19 protein-coding genes and 2 tRNA genes are annotated in these 21,448 nt (G+C 43.9%); 15 read left to right on the top strand and 6 right to left on the bottom strand.

Going from position 1 to position 21,448, the window contains the following annotated elements:
• The first annotated feature begins 17 nt into the window (after positions 1–17).
• The 8 genes from IM792_RS08885 (at position 18) to IM792_RS08850 (ending at position 7,660) form a co-directional block, all read left to right on the top strand.
• Complete coding sequence (locus IM792_RS08885; protein ID WP_194101503.1) at positions 18–1,487, top strand: NADH-quinone oxidoreductase subunit M; 1,470 nt, start codon at positions 18–20, stop codon at positions 1,485–1,487.
• Positions 1,488–1,518: 31 nt separating this feature from the next.
• On the top strand, positions 1,519–2,898 hold the full coding sequence (locus tag IM792_RS08880) for an NADH-quinone oxidoreductase subunit N (protein WP_194101502.1): 1,380 nt from the start codon (positions 1,519–1,521) through the stop codon (positions 2,896–2,898).
• Positions 2,899–2,960: 62 nt separating this feature from the next.
• Complete coding sequence (locus IM792_RS08875) at positions 2,961–3,626, top strand: DedA family protein (RefSeq protein ID WP_194101501.1); 666 nt, start codon at positions 2,961–2,963, stop codon at positions 3,624–3,626.
• 5 nt (positions 3,627–3,631) lie between these two features.
• Complete coding sequence (locus tag IM792_RS08870; RefSeq protein ID WP_194101500.1) at positions 3,632–4,177, top strand: inorganic diphosphatase; 546 nt, start codon at positions 3,632–3,634, stop codon at positions 4,175–4,177.
• A 7-nt stretch (positions 4,178–4,184) separates the two neighbouring features.
• Entirely contained in the window at positions 4,185–5,531 is a 1,347-nt protein-coding gene (locus IM792_RS08865; protein WP_194101499.1) for a hemolysin family protein, read from the top strand.
• Between the two features lie 9 nt (positions 5,532–5,540).
• Positions 5,541–6,251, top strand: a complete 711-nt coding sequence (locus tag IM792_RS08860; RefSeq protein WP_194101498.1) for a 16S rRNA (uracil(1498)-N(3))-methyltransferase — start codon at positions 5,541–5,543, stop codon at positions 6,249–6,251.
• Complete coding sequence (locus IM792_RS08855) at positions 6,248–6,910, top strand: DUF4159 domain-containing protein (RefSeq protein WP_194101497.1); 663 nt, start codon at positions 6,248–6,250, stop codon at positions 6,908–6,910. The genes IM792_RS08860 and IM792_RS08855 overlap by 4 nt, the downstream gene beginning before the upstream one ends.
• 120 nt (positions 6,911–7,030) lie before the next feature.
• Positions 7,031–7,660: a hypothetical protein gene (locus tag IM792_RS08850; RefSeq protein ID WP_194101496.1), complete on the top strand. Its 630-nt coding sequence runs from the start codon at positions 7,031–7,033 to the stop codon at positions 7,658–7,660.
• A 591-nt stretch (positions 7,661–8,251) separates the two neighbouring features.
• Here the strand turns inward: IM792_RS08850 and IM792_RS08845 are convergent.
• Positions 8,252–9,865: an SUMF1/EgtB/PvdO family nonheme iron enzyme gene (locus tag IM792_RS08845; RefSeq protein WP_194101495.1), complete on the bottom strand. Its 1,614-nt coding sequence runs from the start codon at positions 9,863–9,865 to the stop codon at positions 8,252–8,254.
• Between the two features lie 206 nt (positions 9,866–10,071).
• Between IM792_RS08845 and porV the strand changes: the two genes are divergently transcribed.
• Together porV and ispF are read left to right on the top strand one after the other, a co-directional pair.
• A complete protein-coding gene (gene porV / locus IM792_RS08840) occupies positions 10,072–11,223 on the top strand; it encodes a type IX secretion system outer membrane channel protein PorV (RefSeq protein WP_194101494.1) in 1,152 nt (383 codons plus the stop codon).
• Positions 11,224–11,225: 2 nt separating this feature from the next.
• The gene (gene ispF / locus IM792_RS08835; RefSeq protein ID WP_347343806.1) at positions 11,226–11,708 is read left to right on the top strand and encodes a 2-C-methyl-D-erythritol 2,4-cyclodiphosphate synthase; all 483 of its coding nucleotides are present in this window, start codon (positions 11,226–11,228) and stop codon (positions 11,706–11,708) included.
• An 81-nt stretch (positions 11,709–11,789) separates the two neighbouring features.
• On the opposite strand, the gene der is transcribed toward ispF, so the two are convergent.
• Positions 11,790–13,091, bottom strand: coding sequence for a ribosome biogenesis GTPase Der (der, locus tag IM792_RS08830; protein WP_194101493.1), 1,302 nt, complete (start codon positions 13,089–13,091; stop codon positions 11,790–11,792).
• A 138-nt stretch (positions 13,092–13,229) separates the two neighbouring features.
• On the bottom strand, positions 13,230–14,105 hold the full coding sequence (gene era / locus IM792_RS08825; RefSeq protein ID WP_194101492.1) for a GTPase Era: 876 nt from the start codon (positions 14,103–14,105) through the stop codon (positions 13,230–13,232).
• A 147-nt stretch (positions 14,106–14,252) separates the two neighbouring features.
• Here era and IM792_RS08820 point away from each other — a divergent pair.
• The 4 genes from IM792_RS08820 (at position 14,253) to IM792_RS08805 (ending at position 15,901) form a co-directional block, all read left to right on the top strand.
• Positions 14,253–14,325: transfer RNA gene (locus IM792_RS08820), tRNA-Met, on the top strand.
• A gap of 145 nt (positions 14,326–14,470) precedes the next feature.
• A tRNA-Met gene (locus IM792_RS08815) sits at positions 14,471–14,543 on the top strand.
• A 334-nt stretch (positions 14,544–14,877) separates the two neighbouring features.
• A complete protein-coding gene (locus IM792_RS08810) occupies positions 14,878–15,111 on the top strand; it encodes a hypothetical protein (protein ID WP_194101491.1) in 234 nt (77 codons plus the stop codon).
• A gap of 73 nt (positions 15,112–15,184) precedes the next feature.
• Positions 15,185–15,901, top strand: a complete 717-nt coding sequence (locus IM792_RS08805) for a reverse transcriptase family protein (RefSeq protein WP_194101490.1) — start codon at positions 15,185–15,187, stop codon at positions 15,899–15,901.
• Between the two features lie 29 nt (positions 15,902–15,930).
• Here IM792_RS08805 and IM792_RS08800 read toward each other — a convergent pair whose 3' ends face one another.
• Entirely contained in the window at positions 15,931–17,265 is a 1,335-nt protein-coding gene (locus tag IM792_RS08800; protein ID WP_194101489.1) for a HAMP domain-containing sensor histidine kinase, read from the bottom strand.
• A 308-nt stretch (positions 17,266–17,573) separates the two neighbouring features.
• Here IM792_RS08800 and IM792_RS08795 point away from each other — a divergent pair, with 308 nt between their 5' ends.
• On the top strand, positions 17,574–18,599 hold the full coding sequence (locus IM792_RS08795; protein ID WP_194101488.1) for a hypothetical protein: 1,026 nt from the start codon (positions 17,574–17,576) through the stop codon (positions 18,597–18,599).
• 19 nt (positions 18,600–18,618) lie between these two features.
• On the opposite strand, the gene IM792_RS08790 is transcribed toward IM792_RS08795, so the two are convergent.
• Together IM792_RS08790 and IM792_RS08785 are read right to left on the bottom strand one after the other, a co-directional pair.
• A complete protein-coding gene (locus tag IM792_RS08790; protein WP_194101487.1) occupies positions 18,619–19,662 on the bottom strand; it encodes a nitronate monooxygenase in 1,044 nt (347 codons plus the stop codon).
• Between the two features lie 162 nt (positions 19,663–19,824).
• The gene (locus tag IM792_RS08785; RefSeq protein ID WP_194101486.1) at positions 19,825–21,345 is read right to left on the bottom strand and encodes a family 43 glycosylhydrolase; all 1,521 of its coding nucleotides are present in this window, start codon (positions 21,343–21,345) and stop codon (positions 19,825–19,827) included.
• Positions 21,346–21,448: the final 103 nt, after the last annotated feature.

Genomic DNA, 21,448 nt, shown 5'->3' with positions numbered 1-21,448 from the left:
AGCGTTAAGTTGATAAAATGACGGTTAGTATTCTACTTTTTTTACCTGTAATTGCCGCTGTAATTACCGCCTTTATTAAAAACGGCGCAGCCAAGCATGTAGCATTATTTTTTGCTGTTGCCGAGCTGGCCATAGCCTTGCTGCTTTTAAGTCAGTTTGTGCCCAATGCTGCTGTACAGTTTAGCGTAAGCTACCCTTGGCTGCCTAAATATGGTATATATTTTACTGCCGGTATTGATGGCATCAGCATGATCATGGTTCTGTTAACCACGGTGCTTGTTCCGCTGATCATCCTTACTACCTATCAGCATCAATATAAAAACGCCGGTGCTTTTTATGGCCTTATATTGTTTATGCAGGCGGGTATGCTTGTGGTGTTCACCGCGCTAAACGGCTTTTTATTCTATGTAGGATGGGAAGCCGCGCTGATACCTATCTATTTCATCTGCGCATTATGGGGCGGCGAAAACAGGGTACGTATCACCATTAAGTTCTTCATCTACACATTCGCTGGTTCGTTGTTCATGCTTTTAGGCCTGATCTACCTGTACTTGCACAGCCCGGCAAAAACTTATGAGCTAAGCGATCTGAGCAGTATGGGATTGACCAACCTGCAACAGGCCTGGTTATTCTGGGCGTTCTTCATCGCATTCGCTATCAAGATGCCGGTTTTCCCATTCCATACCTGGCAGCCCGATACGTATACAGTGTCACCATCGGCAGGCACCATGTTGCTTTCGGGCATCATGCTAAAAATGGGTATCTATGGCGTTATCCGCTGGTTGCTGCCCAATGTACCGGTTGGCTTTTTAATATGGCAAAACATCGTGATCATACTGGCGGTAATTGGTATTGTATATGCATCGCTGATTGCCTTTAACCAAAAGGATGGTAAACGTTTGGTAGCCTATTCATCCATTGCCCACGTAGGTTTAATAGCGGCAGGTATATTCGCTTACAATACTCAGGGTATGCAAGGCGCGCTGATACAAATGGTGAACCACGGCATTAACGTAGTAGGCTTATTCTTTATATGGGATATCATCAGCCGCCGACTTAACACCCGCGATATTAGCCTGATGGGTGGTATAGCAAAGGTTGCCCCGCAGTTTTCTATCGCGTTCCTCATCATTACTTTAGGTACTGTGGCTCTGCCATTAACCAATGGCTTTATCGGTGAGTTTTTATTACTGAAAGCGGTATTCAACTATAATATTTGGATAGCCGCGGTTGCGGGCTTAACCATCATATTCGGCGCGGTATACATGCTGCGTATGTACAAGCAAGTAATGCACGGCGAAACCAATGAATTAACCGCCCTGTTTACCGACATTACCGGTAGCGAAAAATTAGTTTTAGGAATAATTTGCGCATTGATCATAGTGTTGGGTGTATACCCACAACCATTGCTGCATATATCAGAAGCATCAGTGAATAACTTGCTTGCCGAGATAAGTCAGAAAGTGTCAGCGATGACCACAAAATAAGAATATAAGCGAATCAAGATCAAAAATATAGATGACCACCTTAATAATATTATCAGTTTTACCCTTGATACTTCTTTACCTTGGGTTATTTAAAGCGAGTAAGGCTTTATTGCCTGTGGCAGTTATAGGTTTGCTGATTGGTTTGGGCTTTGCCATTACCGAATGGAACAACAGTGCCGAACCCATATTTTCAGGCATGATGCTGTTTGATAACTTTTCCATCGCTTTCTCGGGTATCACCATACTATCAACCATATTGATATTACTGCTTTCAAAGGGGTATTTTGAGAAGATAAGCAGCCACGTGGCCGAGTATTATGCCATCATACTGTTCGCTTTGGCAGGTATCATCGTTATGGTATCATTCCATAATTTGGTGATGCTGTTCATCGGTATCGAGATCATGTCGGTTAGCTTGTATATTTTGGCGGGTATCCGCAAAAATGATTTCGCCTCAAACGAGGCTGCATTGAAATACTTTTTGATGGGTGCTTTCTCAACCGGATTCCTGTTATTCGGTATCACGCTCATCTATGGCGCATCGGGTTCATTTAACCTGGAGGCTATCCGTAATTATGTAGTTACCCATTCGCACGACATAGGGCCGCTTTTCTATACCGGCTTGCTGCTCATCATTGTAGGTATGTGCTTTAAAGTAGGTGCCGCGCCTTTTCACTTCTGGACCCCGGATGTGTACGAAGGTTCACCAACACTGATCACCACCTTCATGTCAACGGTGGTAAAAACCGCCGGTTTCGCGGCATTCCTACGTTTGTTCTCAGCCAGCTTTACTACCCTGTCTGATTTTTGGTCGCCGGTATTGCTTGTCATCACCATTATAACATTATTCATCGGTAACATAACCGCACTTTATCAGCAAAGCTTTAAGCGTATGCTGGCCTTTTCGAGCATATCACACGCTGGTTACTTGTTGTTCGCTATTGTGGCGCTGGGCGATAAATCAGATAGCTCAGTATTTGTATACGCATCGGCTTACTCAGTGGCCTCTATCATCGCTTTTGGTGTCTTGATACTGGTGCATCGCCAAAGTGGTTCAGATAGCTTTGATAGCTTTAATGGCCTGGCCGCGAAAAATCCGTTCCTGGCGTTTACTTTAACTGTATCTATGCTTTCGCTGGCAGGTATACCGTTAACCGCGGGCTTTATCGGTAAATTTTTCATGTTCTCTGAGGCATTGTCGAAATACCAGTTATGGCTTGTGGTGCTGGCAGTGGTTAACGCTATCATCAGCATATTCTATTACTTTAGGGTTATCATCGCCATGTACTTTAAAACTACCGACAGGGGCGAGGTTGCCGTACCGGCATATTACGGCTTTGTGCTGGGTGTATCTGCGCTTATTACTATCGTGATAGGTGTTTATCCAACATTAATTTCCAATCTGATCTGATTATTCAGACAAAGGCCAAACATAACTTACCATAATTATTTGTAGTTTTACGGCCACACTGCATGGAAAACATCTGGGATAGCCTGCAAAGTTTAACTGATGCCAATACCATAATCGGTCTTGGCTTTTACGTTTTGCTTGTTGTTGTTTTTGCCGAAACGGGCCTTTTCTTTGGTTTCTTTCTTCCCGGCGATTATCTTTTATTTATGGCCGGCATATTTTGCGCGGCGGGTAAGTTACCGGTTGACATCAGTATGCTGGTACTTTCGCTGGCCATAGCGGGTATTTTAGGCAACTATGTGGGCTACTGGTTTGGCTACCGAACGGGGCCTTTGCTGTATAAACGCAAGGACTCGTGGTTCTTTAAAAAGCGATATGTGATGGTGGCCGAGGAATTTTATCACAAATATGGGGGCACAGCGCTTATTTTAGGCAGATTTTTTCCAATAATCAGGACTTTTGCGCCTATCTTTGCAGGAGTTGTTAAGGTAAGTTTTAAAAAGTTCACCATTTACAATATAACGGGCAGCGTTTTATGGGTGAGCGTACTTACATTGGCGGGTTATTTTTTAGGCAGGAGCTATCCGGAGATAGAAAATTACCTGCAATATGTTATTTTAGCATTCTTAGTGATAACAACTGCCCCCCTGATATTTGCTTTCCTGAAAAAGAAACTTATTAGCGGTAAAAGTGTTAAAGAAAACGAAATTGATAATAAAGATATATAAGATAAATGAGTACTCAGCACCCATGGCATCAGGTATCACCTGGTAAAAATGTTCCGGAAACAGTAAACGCGATCATCGAGATCCCTAAAGGCTCGAAAGCAAAATACGAGATAGATAAAGACTCAGGTTTGTTAAAGCTTGACCGTGTGCTTTTTTCATCAGTAATGTACCCGGCCAATTACGGCTTTATCCCGCAAACTTATTGCGATGATAAAGATCCGCTTGACATTCTGGTACTTTGCTCAGTTGACGTTTACCCGATGTCTATCATCGAGGCTAAAGTAATAGGCGTTATGCACATGGTTGATGGTGGTGAGCAGGACGACAAGATTATTGCCGTTGCCAAGAATGACATGTCTGTTAACTACATTAATGACATTGCTGAGCTTCCGCCGCATACCATGAAAGAGATTGTTCGTTTCTTCCAGGATTACAAAACCCTTGAAGGCAAAAACGTAACCATTGAAAAGTGGCTTGGCGTAAGTTACGCACACAAGGTAATTGAAGAAAGCCTTGAGCTTTATCAAACTACCTTTCCCGTTTACCAATAATTAATACATGGACCCCGGACTCGAACTACACATAAGCGGTTTTCAGATATTCCTTACCTTCTTTTTGGTATTGCTCAACGGTTTCTTTGTTGCAGCCGAATTTGCAATGGTGAGGGTTCGCGGCTCGCAAATAGAAATTAAAGCCAAATCGGGCAGTCAAACCGCGAAGGTGGCCCGTGGCATAATGCATAATTTAGATGGATACCTGGCTGCCACACAGCTGGGTATCACTCTTGCATCGCTTGGTTTAGGCTGGGCGGGCGAAGAAGTGGTAACCACACTCATGCTAAAGCTGTTCTCGGCCCTTGGCGTGGTTATCAACTCCGGCTGGGCAATTAATGCCAGCCACGTGGTAGCGTTCCTGTTTATTACGGTGATGCACATCGTATTCGGCGAGCTTGCGCCAAAATCAATAGCTATTCAAAAATCAATACGCACGGTAATGGCCGTTTCGGTGCCGTTGCGGGTGTTCTTTGTAGTATTCAGGCCGTTTATTTGGGCGCTTAATGGCTTCGCCAATTTTATATTGCGAACTTTTGGCGTGATCAGCGTACATGGTTCTGAAAGCCACCACAGCTCCGAAGAATTGCAATACCTGCTTGAACAAGGTAAGGAAAGCGGCGCGCTGGATAGTAACGAGCACGAACTGATACAGAACGTGTTTGAGTTTAACGAGCGCGTAGTGAAAAACATCATGGTGCCGCGTACCAAAATATCGGGTATTGATATTGATACCGGTAAACAGGAGTTGCTCGAAACACTGATCGAAGAAGGCTACTCGCGTATGCCGGTTTATGAGGAGGTTATTGATAAGATAGTAGGCATTGTGCATACTAAGGACATCCTGCCGTTAATGGTAAAAGGCGAGGAGATCAACCTGAAGGACATTATCCGTAAACCATACTTTGTGCCTGAAACCAAAAAGATCAACGATCTGATGGCTGAGTTGCAGCAAAAACGCATACAGATAGCTATTGTGCTTGATGAGTTTGGCGGCACCGCCGGTATGGTTACCCTTGAAGATATTGTTGAGGAACTGGTAGGTGAGATACAGGACGAATACGACGAGGAAAAACCTATTGTAGAGGAAGTGAACGAGCGTGAGTTTATTGTGAACGCGCTGGCTTCTATTTACGATGTTAACGAGCACCTGCCGCACGATCTGCCTGAGGATGGCGATTATGATACCGTTTCGGGTTGGCTGGGCGATCTGTTTGGTAAGATACCTGACGTTGGCGAGCAAAAGGAAGCTAACGGATATAACATCACCGTACTCAAAAAATCAGACCAAAACATTGAGGCCGTAAAACTCGAACTGCTGATAAATGATGAAGATACCGTAGATTTGCATTAATTTGCATCTATGCATCTGTTCTATACACCCGATATTGAGCCTTCGGTACAGCAATACTTTTTAAACGAGGAGGAAAGCAAACATTGTGTGCGCGTATTGCGCCTTAATGTTGGCGATGAAGTGCAGCTTATTGATGGCCGCGGCGGTTTTTATATTGCCCGCATTAAGGATGCCCACCCCAAGCGTACCATACTGGATATAACATCGGTAACTGAAAGCTATCAGCAGCGCAACCATTACCTGCACATCGCGGTAGCGCCCACAAAAAATATTGAGCGTTTGGAGTGGTTTCTTGAAAAAGCCACCGAGATAGGCATTGATGAGATATCGCTCGTTATCTGCCAGCGCTCCGAACGTAAGGAAGCCCGTGTTGATCGCCTGAATCGTATCATCACCTCGGCGGTAAAACAATCCATTAAAGCATATCACCCGGTATTGAACGAGCCTGTGGCTTTCAATAAGTTTATAACTGCTGGATTAAACGGTCAGGGTTTTATAGCCCATTGCGGCCCCGGCGATAAAGAGGCATTAAAGTCGGTTTTAACCCCCGGAGGCCCCAGTACCATGCTCATTGGTCCCGAGGGCGATTTTACCGACAGTGAAGTGGTTGCCGCTTTGAATGCCGGTTACAAACCCATAACTTTAGGTGAAAGCCGCTTGCGTACCGAAACAGCAGCATTAGAGGCTTGCTTTGAAGTGAACTTTTTAAACCGTATATGAAAAAGGGATTGCTTTGGTCGGCCATTATAAGTGCGGTCTTGCTGTTCAGCGGGTTTAATGCGCCTACGTACAAAATAGGGCGGGTAAAGTACAACGGTGGCGGCGATTGGTACGGCGACCGCACGGCCCTGCAAAACCTCATTAAGTTTTGTAACGATAACCTGAAAACCAATTTTCAGGCTGAGGAAGAAATTGTGGAGGTAGGCAGTTCGCAACTATTTGATTATCCCTTTGTATTCCTGACCGGCCACGGAAACGTGATCTTCTCGGCACAGGAAGCGCAAAATCTGCGCAAATATTTAACAGGCGGCGGCTTTTTGCATATTGATGATAACTATGGGCTGGATAAATTTATCCGTCCGCAAATGAAGAAGGTATTCCCGGAACTTGACTTTGTTGAGCTGCCGGTTAACCATCCCGTTTTCCACCAAAAGTACGATATGCCCAACGGTCTGCCCAAAGTGCACGAACATGATGACAAACGCCCTCAGGCCTTCGGTTTAATATACAAAGGCAGACTGGTGTGTTTTTACTCCTACGAGAGCGACTTAGGCAACGGCTGGGAAGATTATGGCACCTACCCCGGCGACAGCCAGGAAACCCGCCTCAAGGCCCTTAAAATGGGTGCTAATTTGATGCAGTACGTGTTTACGAGGTAAGGGTAATTTCTCTACCTTTAAATCATGAAATCCTGTATCTTATTACTATTATTCCTGTTTGCTTCGTGTTCGGGCAGCTCTGATAAAAAGGTAGCTGATACTGTTGGAAAAGTTACCGATATGACTAAATTACCAATAAAAGATTCGCTAAATAAGAAAGCCGAGATTCTTGAAGTGTTTGTGGATAGTGCCAGTATTGGAGAGAAGGGAAGATCAAAGGTCGAAATAAATAAATACCAAATTTCAGAGGATATATATTTAAGTGTTAAGTTCTATAAAAAAGAATCTGTAAACTGGAGCCTTCAAAATAATTATCTTTTTGAAACCAATTCAGCGATAGCTTTGAAGCCGGATATTTCCGATTTTAGTAATGATAAGCTTAATGATATTACTGTTACATCAAATGCTGCAGGCAGGGGAGCAAATGAGCTACGTAGGCTTTTTATTTATGACGATAAAAGCAAAAAGCTAATATCAATTACTAATTCAGAGGACTTTCCTAATATGGAGTATAATGCAGGCCTTAATTGTATCGACGCGTTTGCCCTTTACGGAGTTAGTTGCTCAACTGTTTTTGCAAAGATCGAGTTGGATAGTTTAAGGGAGATAGCAAGGGTTGATTGCGAGGAAGACGGCAAGGTTAGCGTATACGAAACGGATAAGTTGGGAAGGCGAAAGCTAATTAAAAAGAAGATTATGGAGGATGCTTCATATACAAGGTTTACAAATTATAATCCTTTAACAGAATAAAAATAGAGGCCGTGATCGGCAGCATTTGCTTCTATTATAGAAATCGAAGCTACGCTATTGAACGCATGCAGATTTCTTCTTCGTTCGGAATGACAAGATTGTAGAATGTAATAATTTGCGAAACCCCTCCCTAACCCTCCCGTGGGGAGGGAATTGATGTTATCCATAAAACCCAAGCACAATCCGTAAATAACCTCTTTTACCGGCATCAGAAATGCCCGGAGTAGCACAAGCTCTGCCAAAGCAGAAACTTTCACCGGGCAGGGCGTAGCCGGCGATTTTTGTTTCTTTTGATCGCTCAAAAGAAATTGAGGACAGGTAATGAACTTTGCTTTATTGAATGTTTATGCTTTATTTCAAAAGTTGTGCTTTTATCATCGTCAGCCTGCTCTTGGGCGCAGAGCCCAGTTACTTTACCTTAGATGCAAAGTAACCAAACATCAAGGCAGAAAAAACCTTCCACCCACAGGCCATACTCCCTGGCCCGGTTTTCTGCCAGGCCGACGCTCGTTTGAAATAGATGATATTATATTAAAAAGGGAAAGCCGCGATCAACTGATCACGGCTTTCCCTTTTTATGTCTGTAAGATATTATCTTGAAGGCTTTTTAACCCTGATGTGGGGTTTGCCTTGTGGATTTATTTCGGGGGCACCTACCATCGTCATGGCGCAGCGGAAACCAACTTCGGCGCTGGAGTTATCCTGATCCATAAAACGACGGGTGGCCGGATTTAACCAGTAGGCCATATCATTCCATGAGCCGCCTTTGTAAACCTTTGAGCGGTTGTTAACCAAGGTTGTGGTGCCGTATAGCTTGGCATCAACGGTATCAACATAACCGCGGAAATCGTTATTGTATGGCTTGCCTGCAATTGCGGCAGGTACAGTATTTGTTCTGATGCCTGTAGTATCTGTTGAAGCAGGAGCCTGCACATCGCCGGTTGAGTTTTGTGTAACACCGCCTTGTTGTGTGGCAATAAACTCGCTGTACTTCATTTTGCGATTTGTTTTAGCGGCATCCTTTATAGGGCGACCGTATTTATCTTTCGCATAAACACCTTTAGCAGGGTCGGCCATGCGTTTGTTTGTGAATTCGTTACCACGGAAAGGGTTGAAGTCCTCAAAATCCTCGAACGACATTTGGCGATAGGTATCAGCCACCCACTCGTTTACGTTGCCGGCCATGTTGTACAAGCCAAAATCGTTAGGCTCGTATGAACGTACAGGCGCGGTAATATCGGCCTTGTCATTCAGGTAACCACCAACACCGGCGTTATCGCCAGCACCACGTTTAAAGTTGGCCAGCATTAAGCCACGGGTCGATTTTTTAGGTGAGCGTACACCCATGCCATTCCATGGGTATATTTTGCCATCGTTAATATTTTCAAACTCGGTATTACCAACAAGCGATAGCGCCGCGTATTCCCACTCAGCCTCTGATGGCAGGCGGTAACCTTGTTTTATGATACCATCTTCCATACGTACCGGGCGAACGGCTTTGCCGCCTTGTCCGGCCTGAGCGTTCGGGTTAAGATCGGGCATCATTTTTTTACCATCGATGCCTTCACCACGGTATTGGTTGTTGGTATAAATATCGGTATTGAAAGGCTCTTTGCCTTTACGTGCGGCATTATCTTTCCAGTTGGCTAAGTAACCACCTTCACGTAAAATGTTCTCGTTGGTACGGTCGGTACGCCAAACGCAATACTCCTGCGCCTGCTCCCAGGTAACACCTACTACAGGGTAATCCTGAAATGCAGGGTGCCTTAAGTAGTTATCAACGTAAGGTTCGTTGTATGATAACGGCCTGCGCCAAACCAGTGTATCAGGCGTAGCGTTGTAGTACATTTCACGATCATCAGGGAAAGTGATATTGATCCAGTGCAGGTAATCAAGCCAATCCTGGTTTGATACCTCGGTTTCGTCCATATAAAAAGATGGTACGGTAACACGCCTGCGCACGTTATTATAATCAAAGGTAATATCCTGATCGGCACTGCCACCCATTACAAATGTACCGCCCTCAATAGGCACAAGCCCGGGCCCCGGACTGGGGTGCGTTTGCCTGAAACGCATATAACCACCGTTAGATCTGTCGTTATACACAAGGCCTGTTTTTTGCGAACGCTGTTTTTTAGAACAGCCGGTTACGGCCATCCCAACTATCAATAGCGCCAAAGCAGTTCTTGTAAAAGTTATCTTCATGTTTATTTCAAGCAATATATTAGTGGTAAAAGTAGCAACTTCCACCTTTAATACAATAGTGTGGTGCGTTTTGTTTACTGATTTTTTAACGCAAATGTGGTGAAATTTGTTACATAATTATGCATAATCATCAATTGTGGTTTTATTAGATGTGACGGTCATCTAAATTCATATATTTGGAGTATAACTCTTACTCAACCAGCTAAATGAAGCTTGATTTTTTTAAAGCATCAATATACGCGGCCATAATGCTGCCCGGTGCTGCTATGGCGCAAACCAATTTGAACGGAAGCTCGGGAACGGCCATACGTACCGAGGTGCCGTTTTTGAACATTTCGCCCGACTCGCGCTCAGGCGCTATGGGTGATGCCGGGGTAGCTATTTCGCCCGATGCGAACGCGGCGTACTGGAACCCGTCAAAACTGGCTTTCCTCGAAGAAAACCACACTTTATCACTATCCTACAGCCCGTGGCTGCGCCGATTAGTGCCTGATGTTAACCTGGCTTACCTGAGCTATGCCCATAAGCTGGATGATCGTAACAGCTTGGGTTTGTCGCTGCGTTACTTCAACCTCGGCTCCATCGCTTTGGCTGATGAAAGCGGTACAAGCCAGGGATCGTACACGCCTAATGAGTTCTCGCTGGATGGGTCATTCGCGCGTAAGTTTGGCGAGAATTTGTCGCTGGGTTTAACATTGCGTTATATACGTTCTAACCTATCAAACATATCGTTCGTTTCGGGATCATCGCAAACCGCGCGTGCTGCCAATGCCGTAGCGGCCGATGTTTCCATGTACTATAAAAACCCAACGCAGCAGTTCGGTAAGGATGCTATATTCGCGTTTGGTGCCAATATATCAAACATCGGTACTAAAATAGGTTATACTGATAACGGCCCCCGTTACTTTTTGCCTACTAACATGAAGCTGGGTATAGCCAACACCTGGTTTTTAGATGAAACCAACCAGGTTACCTTCGCTTTTGATGTTAACAAGCTGTTGGTACCAACCACCACGGTTAACCCTGATGGCAGCATTAATAATGGCGATGATGTATCGGTGCCGGCAGGTATCTTCCAATCATTCTCAGATGCGCCGGGAGGTTTTAGTGAGGAGATCAAGGAGATCACCATATCACCGGGTTTGGAGTATTGGTATAACCAACAATTCGCTTTACGTACAGGTTATTTTTACGAGGCTGCCTCAAAAGGCGGACGTAAATATCTTACCATGGGTGTAGGCTTCAAGTATCAGGATTTTACATTCGATTTTTCGTACCTGGCGGCCAATCAGCAAAACAGCGCGCTGGCCAATACCCTGCGTTTCACATTATCTGCTAACTTTGGCGGCAAAAAATAATTGTGGCTAAAATACGTGTAGGTTTCGGGTTTGATGTTCACCAGCTGCGTGAAAATCACCCCTTTGTTTTAGGGGGAGTAAAGTTAGATCATCATTCGGGCGCGTACGGCCACTCAGATGCCGACGTAATGCTGCATGCCATTTGCGATGCGCTACTGGGCGCGGCTAATCTGCGCGATATAGGTTTTCATTTCTCCAACAAAGATGATCGCTGGAAAGGTATCAGCAGCTTAGTACTGTTACAGCATGTTATCAAACTATTGGCCGAAAAGGGTTGGACGATAGGTAACATCGACGCTATGGTATGCCTTGAAGCACCCAAAATAAACCCACATATACCGGTCATGCAAAAAAATATTGCCGAAGCGGCAGGCATCAGCGAGGAAGACATATCCATCAAAGCCACCACTAACGAACAGCTTGGCTTTATTGGCCGCGAAGAAGGTGTAGTCGCTTACGCCGTTTGCCTGATAGAAAAGATATAAATTCAGAAAAATTACAGCATAAAGAAAGGGCGCTCATTTGAGCGCCCTTTCTCGTTTTATATCACAATAGTATTTTTTATATTATTTCTGCCTGAACCAAACCTGGATTGGCGCGCCTGAGAAATCAAAGTTCTCGCGTAGTTTGTTCTCTACAAAGCGATAGTAAGGCTCTTTGATGTATTGCGGCAGGTTACAAAAGAACGCGAACATGGGCGATGTGCCACTGATCTGTGTAGCATACTTAATTTTAACGTGTTTACCTTTTAATGCCGGCGGCGGATAGTTCTCAATTATCGGCAGCATAACATCATTCAGCTTTGAGGTTGATATTTTGCGGGCGCGGTTCTCGTAAACCTTATTAGCCACATCTATCACCTTTAATACACGTTGCTTTTCGGTAACCGAAGTGAAAACGATAGGCACATCAGTAAAAGGCGCTATCTTTTCTTTTATCTGTTCCTCAAAAACCTTAACGGTTTTGCTGTTCTTCTCGATCAGGTCCCACTTGTTCACTACCACCATGATGCCTTTCTTGTTCTTTTCGGCCAGGTGGAAAATGTTGATATCCTGTGCTTCCAAACCTTCAACAGCATCAACCATCAGTATAACCACATCGGCCTCCTCAAGCGCTTTGATGGTACGCATTACCGAGTAGAATTCGATATTCTCTTTAACCTTGGTTTTTTTACGCAAACCGGCAGTATCTATCAGCATAAAATCGTGACCGTATTGGTTGTAGCGTATATGGATAGAGTCGCGCGTGGTGCCTGCTATCGGGGTAACAATATTACGTTGCTGGCCAAGCAGCGCGTTAATAATAGATGATTTACCCACGTTAGGCCTGCCCACTATGGCGTATTTAGGCAGTGCGTTCTCCTCCGGTAATTCCTCGTCAAAGTGTTTTATCACATCGTCAAGCAATTCGCCGGTGCCTGAACCTGTCATGGATGATAGGTTGTAGATCTCGCCCAGGCCAAGGCTGTAGAATATGGTAGCATCCGACTGTAGCATGGTATTGTCAACCTTGTTAACCACCACAAATACAGGCTTGTTGCCCTTGCGTAGCAGGGAGGCTATCTCATCATCCAGATCGGTTATGCCGGTGGTAACATCAACCATGAACAGGATAACGCTGGCTTCCTCAATGGCTATAACCACCTGCTCGCGGATGGCGGTTTCAAATACATCTTCTGACCGGGCTACGTAACCACCGGTATCAATCACGGTGAACGTGCGGTCGGTCCACTCAGCTACACCGTAGTGCCTGTCGCGCGTAACGCCGCTAAAATCGTCAACAATGGCCTTGCGGGTTTCTGTTAAACGGTTGTAAAGGGTTGACTTGCCAACATTGGGCCTGCCTACTATAGCTACTATATTACTCATTCTGTTTTTAGATTTGAGATGTGAGATTTAAGATATGAGATGGCACGCCAACATATATACTTAACTACATCTAAATTTGTAAGACAAAGGACGGAAGATTATCTCAAATCTCACGTCTAATATCTCATATCTTATATATTACTCGTATCCAAACTTCTTTAAATAGTTCTTTTTGCTGCGCCAGTCGGGGATAACTTTTACGAACATCTCCAGGAATACCTTGCGCTGAAAGAACTCCTCCATATCCAGACGGGCATATTTGCCTACTATTTTCAGCATTTCGCCGTTTTTGCCTATCAGGATGTTTTTTTGCGAATCGCGCTCCACAATTATTTCGGCGCTGATGCGGTGTAAGGTTTCGCCCTCAACAAAGGCGGTAACAATAACCTCGGTGCTGTACGGTATCTCCTTTTTGTATTGTTTGAATACCTGGGCACGTATCATTTCCGACGCGAAAAAGCGGTCGTTACGGTCTGTCAGCGCGTCCTTATCATAATACGCCGGATGCTCGGGCAAGTGCTCCATTATAAAATCCATAATGGCTTTCAGGTTATGCTCGTGCAGGGCCGATATGGCGAACACCGCCTTCGGGTTAAGCTTTTGCTGCCAGTATTCAACCTTTTGTTTTACAACTTCGGCGTCCGACTGATCGATCTTGTTGATCAATATGGCCAGCGGCGCTAACGAGCCTTGCAGCTTTTTGATCACATCGTCCTCGTCGTGCTTTTCGTTAATATCGGTAACCAGCAATATCAGGTCGGCATCAACAATGGAGCCTTCAACCTGGTGCATCATGCTCTCGTGCAGGGCATAGTGTGGTTTGATGATGCCCGGGGTATCTGAAAATACAATTTGGTAATCATCGCCGTTAACAATACCCAAAATACGGTGCCTGGTGGTTTGTGCCTTGGGCGTAATTACCGACATTTTTTCGCCCACGAGGTGGTTCATCAGCGTTGATTTACCTGCGTTGGGTTTACCTATTATGCTAACAAAACCTGCCCTGTGACTCATAAAAACTTTTTTTAAAATATTTTTGGACTGCAAAGAAACGAATTATATCTTTGCAGTCCAATTCAAAACAAATCTTAATTTCGATTTCGATATTTGAAAAGGCTTTTTCGAGGTTATGACGAGAAAGAAAACAAAAGCACAATATAGTGCGGGATGGAGCAGTTGGTAGCTCGTCGGGCTCATAACCCGAAGGTCATAGGTTCGAGTCCTGTTCCCGCTACCTAAAAAGTTTGAGGCCTTAAGTCTTACCGACTTAAGGCCTTTGCTTTCAAAACAGCAGCCTGACTGCAAAACAAAAAGACTTCTTTTTTATAAAGGAGCAAACATTACGGAGTTATGCCCGTTATGTACAATACCAAATACAGTGCGGGATGGAGCAGTTGGTAGCTCGTCGGGCTCATAACCCGAAGGTCATAGGTTCGAGTCCTGTTCCCGCTACCTACCGATCAAAAGGCCTTAAGTCGAAAGATTTGAGGCTTTTTTTGCTATGTGCTCAAGATTTTATTAATTCGCATTAAAGCATTTATTGTTAATATGTTAATAAGATTGACTTGAGCTATATTATTCTGGTATCTTATCTTTAAATAAGTTCTTTGACAATCTAATTGTGTCCATTGCCATTATTTAATACTTCTTTTTAAGAAGGCTTATTCGCTTTGCGGCGGAAAATCCATAATGAGTTTTAACAAACCGGGTCTAAGTTTTTTGAAACATAAACATGGTAATGGGTGGTACTTGCGGCGGAAATAATTCCGAATAAAAAACCAATGCCATGAAAAAGCGTAAGCAAATTCGAAAGCAATTAGAAAAAATTTATTTAAACAACGGAGAAAAGTTTTCAAAAGCGGATCAGTTTTTGTTTAAATTGCTGATTGTCAAACTGGGTAAGATGAAAAAGATTACTTTGGTAATCTTGATTATTGAATTACTCAAGCGACTGATTGACTTAATATTTACTGAATCTCGCCCCGGTTCATTTTTCTATTCTTCAAATTTGAAAGTGTAATATGCCAGGTTCCACATTCACTCACTTACAACAGTCACCCGGTAAATTTTATCAGGAAACGACTCAGCCTAAAATGAAATTTGGTACCCCCCAGGAAAATAGTGATGGTTCATTTAAAAAGCGTGACATAATAAAGCCAGTATATTATATAAAGGTATTGCAAAGAGGATTAAATGATCAGCTCAAAAACTTGGAAATACCTGATTGTATGTATGGTGGAATAACGGAAAGGAACAACGTAGTAAATGCTTTAGAACATATTAGCGGCAGATTCTTTTTTACTGTGGATTTAAAAGGATTCTTTAATAATATCACTAATTCACAAGTTCATCAAACCTTAATTAGTAGAGGTTTTACTTGGAATGAAGCCAGAGCTATAACAAATCTTACTACCTATAAAGGGTCGCTACCGCAAGGTGCACCTACTTCAACTACTTTGGCCAATCTGGTGTTTTCGTCAACAGCTGAATTTTTAGAAACGTTTTGCAAAGAAAGAAATATCACCTTTACTGTATTTGTTGATGACCTTACTTTTTCCTCGATAGAGTGTTTTAAAAAGCATACTAATCAAATACTTGAGACTTTGAAGCAAAATGGATTCTTTGTTAATCACAGAAAAATACATTACAGAAAACATTCTTGTGAGGTAACCGGAATCATTATTAGAAAAGGAAAGCTATTTCTACCTAAAGAAATAATATCTCACCGGAATAAACCTGGTGTTGATAAATATATAGAATCCGTATTAAAGCAGTATAATGCTTATAAAGCAATAGCAAATTATAAATAGCTCTTTAAGTATATTGTTTAATAGACTTTTTAGCTTACCCCACCATCCATCGGTATAAAAACAAAAAAGCAGGAACCTTTACCCACGGTACTTTCAAAGCTGATGCGGCCGCCCTGGCGCTCGATAAACTCCTTACATAGGTGTAAGCCCAGGCCAACGCCTTTTTCGTTATTGGTGCCCATGCCCGGTTGGGTGTTGATGGAGAATATTTTGTCCTGCTTATCAAGTGGAATGCCCTGGCCGTTATCGCTAACGGTTATTTTGCACTCGTGCTGTAGTGCCTGCGTGGTAATATTGATAGTGCCCTTATTAGGGGTGAATTTTATGGCGTTGCTTATCAGGTTACGTATCACCAATTGCAGCATATCGGCATCGGCAATTACGGTTATGCCGGGCGCTATATCGTGCGTTATTATAATGCTTTTTTTATGGGCTTGCGCAACACTTATTTCCAGCGTGTTTTTTAGTGTGCTGAGCAAATTTACAGCTGCCAGATTAACCGATGCGCCCTGCATTTGCGATCGTGACCATTGCAGCAAATTGGTCAGCATATCCAGCGTGCTGTTGGTGGCTACTAACAGGTCGTGCTCAATAGAAGCGCGGTCGCTTATTTGCAACTCATTCTCGCTAAGTAGTTCCAGGTAGCCTTGTATGTTAATGAGGGGGGCCCGCATATCGTGCGATATGATGGACATGAGCTTGTTCTTTTCGGCGTCGCTTTGTTCAAGCTGGTCTTTTTGTAAAAGTATCTGGTGGTTTTGCTCCTCAATGGCAAGTGCCTTTTCGGTAACCGAGGCGCGCTCTTTATCGTAACTGCGGCGTATGTATTTAATTACCAAATAGGTTACTACTATTGGTATGGGTATAATGGTAATGCGGTCTATCAGTTCGCCTTTGCCCGCGGTAAACGGGTGGTCAACCAGTTCGGGGTGATAGTAGGCCGCGATATGAAGTATGGTGAAAAATATGAGGTAGATAACAAGCCAGGTAAAATGATACCGGTAAGGCGAAATAGCGAACAGTAGTAACAGGAACGCCGGCCAGATCAGATCGGTTGAGCCATCAATGCCCGAGTTGGCAAAGTAATTAACCGAAAAAATAAGCAACCCGGTTATGGCAAACACTACCGTGCTGTGCGATTTGTAACGAAAACGGGAATTATAGTACTGGTATAAAAAGAATAGCTCCACCAATAAGTTAGATGCGCAGGCCACATACATGCCTACAAAAAAGTTGTAGGGAATATACGCGACAGACATGATAATTAAACCAATGCTAATGGAATGGAATATCCGGCTCTCTAACGAAAATACCGACGAATTGCCGATCAGCTTAAACCAAACCTCATTTAACCTTTTAAACATGGAAAACAATCCGTCGCACCAAACTTTAATACAAATTATCTCGCTAACGTTATCGGCTCAAAATAAGCGCCTTTCAGCCTTGTTGATCATAGTAATTTTAGCGTATAAAGGGCTAATATAGTGAAAGTAATATCAGTTGATAATATTTTTTTAGTGATGCAAATAAGTTGACGATACGCATATTATGGTACAATAATATTTAGGTGGATGTATTTATATTATGAGTACAATAAATTAGATACGCCGTAAAATTGCTTGGTGCTTTTTCTTCCCCCGTTATTAATTGTAACTAAGAAAAAACACATGCCATGAAAGGTGTTTTTTACAAAATCAGCACCCTATGTTTGCTCATTGCCACATTATTGGTTTACACCGGTTGTAAAAAAGATGAGCCAATTACCCCACAAGCTACATCGGCAAGCAATGATGCCCTCGCTAAACTTGCCGCCACCAACCCCATAATGGTAAGCACCTATGTACGAAGCATAGCCGGAAACAGAATTTGTAGTGATGGTACAGGAAATATATATGTTACCGTTCCTTATGAGGGTATTTACAAAATTAGTCCGGGTGGGGTTGTAAAGCCTTTTTATTTGGCTAAGTTGCCGTTTTTTGCCCTAAAGGCCGCTAAAAATGGCGACATATATACAACCGTTGGTGGTAATAAGATAGCTAAGATATCGCAAAGCGGAGTATTTACACCTATAGAGGTAAATGTAATTTACGGGTTGTATTTGCCTTACGATCTGGCCATAGCACCTGATAATACACTCTACATTGCCGATACCGGAAATAACAGAATTGTTAAGGTTACCCCGGATGGCACAGCATCGGTTTTGGCAGGCAATGGCGTTACCGGACTTGAGGATGGCGTAGGTAATAAAGCTAAATTTAATAACGTAACTACAATTAAGCTGTCTGCCGATGGTTATTTATGGGTTATTGATGGCAATGGCCCACGGCGCTTTAAAAGCGTACGCCGCGTAACATTACAAGGTGCCGTTACTACAGTTAAGCTTATTCCGTTTGTGTATGGTAATGATGAAATTCAAAACACGTCTATTACAGATCTGGCTGTGGCAAAACGAGATAAGAATTTTAACAGATCACCGGTTGAATCGCTGTTTTTAGCTTACGGCATTGCCAAGCTAACCCACATGACAACTACGGGAGTAGAAACACCAATATCCAGACATTCGGTATTCGCTGTTTATGATGGACCGATTGATACAGCTTTGTTTGCCGGAGCATCAGGTATTTGTATCAATGATAACCGGATGTACATCATGGATAATCATTTTAATGTGATCAGGAGGGTGATGAAGAAAGACTGACCTGCGTCGGTTGTCTGATTTATAACATATTTATTAAAGCGGTAATAATTTGATGGGTCGAGGCTCTCACGCTTTTCCCGGCGGATTGCCCGGCCCATAAAGCTATAAAATCTTTAATGTTATGCTTTTGAGCATGTGCCCTTATCGAACTCATCAGTTGGTTTTGTATGGTATAGTAGGGGATGGGCAGACCGCTGGCCTGCATACGCTGCATAAACTCGTTTTGTATACCCCTGGCCCATTTGCCCGAAAAGGCGCGGGTTAATGCCGTTGATGTGTCGGTGGAGTTAAGCACAGCTTGTTTGTACGCCTCGCTCGCGGCGCTCTCATCGGCAATAATAAATATACTGCCTACCTGTACACCCGCCGTGCCCAGCGCAAATGCCGCTTTTACAGTCCGAGCGTCGTAAATACCTCCGGCCGCCAATAAAGGCAGGTCAACCTCGCCCGCCACTTGCGGTAATAGTGAAAATAATCCCACTTGTGGTAAATCTGATTCAGGTAAAAAACTACCACGATGACCACCCGCTTCTATACCCTGAACGGTTATAGCATCCACACCACTTTGTGCCAAAATCTTAGCCTCGGCAACACCGGTTGCTGTACCGATGAGTTTAACATTGTTTTGTTTTAGTGCCGAGATAACATCAGGCTTTAACTGCCCGAAAGTAACACTTACAATGGGGATGTTTTCTTCTAACAGCACGTCTATCAAATCCTCATAATAGTAAAATTTAAACGCGTCCGCATCCTGTCGCTGGTAGGGTATGCTGTACTCCGCACATATCCCGGCCAAAAAATCCTGCATCAATTCAATTTCTGCTTTATTTATCTCAGGTGCCGGTTCGTGGGCAAACAAGTTAACTGCGAATGGTCTGTTTGTTAAGGACTTAGTAGCTCTTATCAATTCCCGGGTACGCTCAGGCGACAGGCCACCAACAGGTAATGAGCCTAAAGCCCCTGCATTACTCACTGCAGCTACCATAGCCGGAGTGGTAATGCCCAGCATGGGGGCTTGTACTATGGGGTGAGTGATATTTAACAGGTTTGATAGATGCTTCATTTAAGTAGATCGGGTAATGAATCAACACGCAAATAAATCAAAAATGTTTTTTGTGCTTGAATGATTATTGTTTTTATGTATAACAAGCTTGTAAAATGTCTTGAAAAATTAAAAGCCTCTCCAAATTAATTCAGAGAGGCTTTTAAATAAACTAAGTAATATCTACGGTATTATCTGCCACAGTTCCGCGTCGTATTGGTTTTCATACCATTGCTCCAGCTTGGTGCCGGGCGTTTGGTTGCTTTGCGGTACGTTGAGTGCGAACAGGCTGCGGCGGTTAATGAGTTTAAAGTAGCCGTTGCCCATATCCTGCACACGCCATTGCTGGGCTATGTTGTTGTTATCTGTCCACTGTATTAAAATGTTACCGGCCGTGAGCGATCCGCCCGCGTTATCAAGGCACAGGTTTGATGCCGCCGATGTGATCTTGTAATAACCATTCCCCAAACTGGTGAACACCCATTTTTGAGCGATGTTGCCGTTGTCTGTGTATTGCTGTATCTGCTCGCCGGGCGTGGTGCTGCCGCTGGGTACATCAACACATTGCGAGGTTACCTTTGATTTGATGCGATACGTGCCATTGGCCACAGGCATGGCATAAGCCGCGCCTACAGATGGCGATGGTATAGGTATGCCCTTTTCTATCGGTATGCCGAAGTAAGGTATGTTGCCATCCCAGGCAAATTGCTGCATCATCAGGCGCCTGTCCCAGCCCGAGCCATTGGTATTGGCGGCGTGGTAAACTATCCACCACTGTATACCGTCGGGCGATTTTACAAATGAGGCATGCCCCGGCCCGTAAACATTGCCAAACTTAGAGAATGCGGCGGTTGATTGTTTTACCCACGATGATTTAGCCATCAAATTACTGTTAGTACAGGTAAGTCGACCCAGGCAATAATCATTTGTCCAGCTGCCGCTGGCTGAGTAAATGATATTCACTGTGCTGCCGCTGATGAGTGATGTTGGCCCTTCGTTAACGGTTGGTGTGCCCACCTTTTCCCAGGCATAATCCGGGCGAGATATTTCAACACGCTCGCCGGTAATGGTGTACGGGTTGCTCATTTTAGCGATGTACAGATATTGCGAAACGTTGGTGGTGCCTTCCCATCCCGACCATACAAAATACTGTTCGCCATTAAAATCGAACGGATGCCCGTCAATAGCCCAGCGATCAGTAGTGGGGGTAAGTTTGGCTTTGTAGTTGTAAGCCCCCGCAAGCGGGTCGCCGGAGTTGGTGCCGCCTTCAAGCGCGAACATGCGGTGATTGTCGTTATTGCCATTATCAGCGGCAAAGTAAACGTACCATCGGCCGCCACGATAATGCAATTCGGGCGCCCACAGGTTTGATGAATACATGGTGCCTGCCGGTGGGGTAAAGATGTAGGTTTTGGTTTGCTGTATCAGGTTTTGCAACGTGGCCGATTTGGTGATGTACAACCGCCCACCGTCTGATCCGCAATAGTAATAAAAGCCGCCAACGTGAATAACCCATGGGTCGTAATAACTGCCGTTATCAATAGATGGCAGAGCATTGGTAAAAATGGGCGATGCAGCAGTTTCTTTTTTGATAGTGTCGGTATCGGCAGGGTTATCTGCCGGCGCCTCCTGCTTTTTACAACTCGCAAATAAAATAATTACAATAGCCCACAGCATGAGCCTAAGTCCTGAAAGTTTTTTCATGATAGATAGGTATAGTTAATAAAATTGGTTGATGGTTAAACGGTGCGATTGAGTATTCTGTTTCAGTAGGTTGTGTTTTTTGTTGGTGGAGTAGGTTTGATGC

Origin of the sequence: Mucilaginibacter sp. JRF (assembly GCF_015223065.1) — a bacterium.
Lineage (GTDB): Bacteria > Bacteroidota > Bacteroidia > Sphingobacteriales > Sphingobacteriaceae > Mucilaginibacter.
Note: the sequence above shows the minus strand (reverse complement) of the source record. Positions and strands in the feature narration are given on the sequence as shown.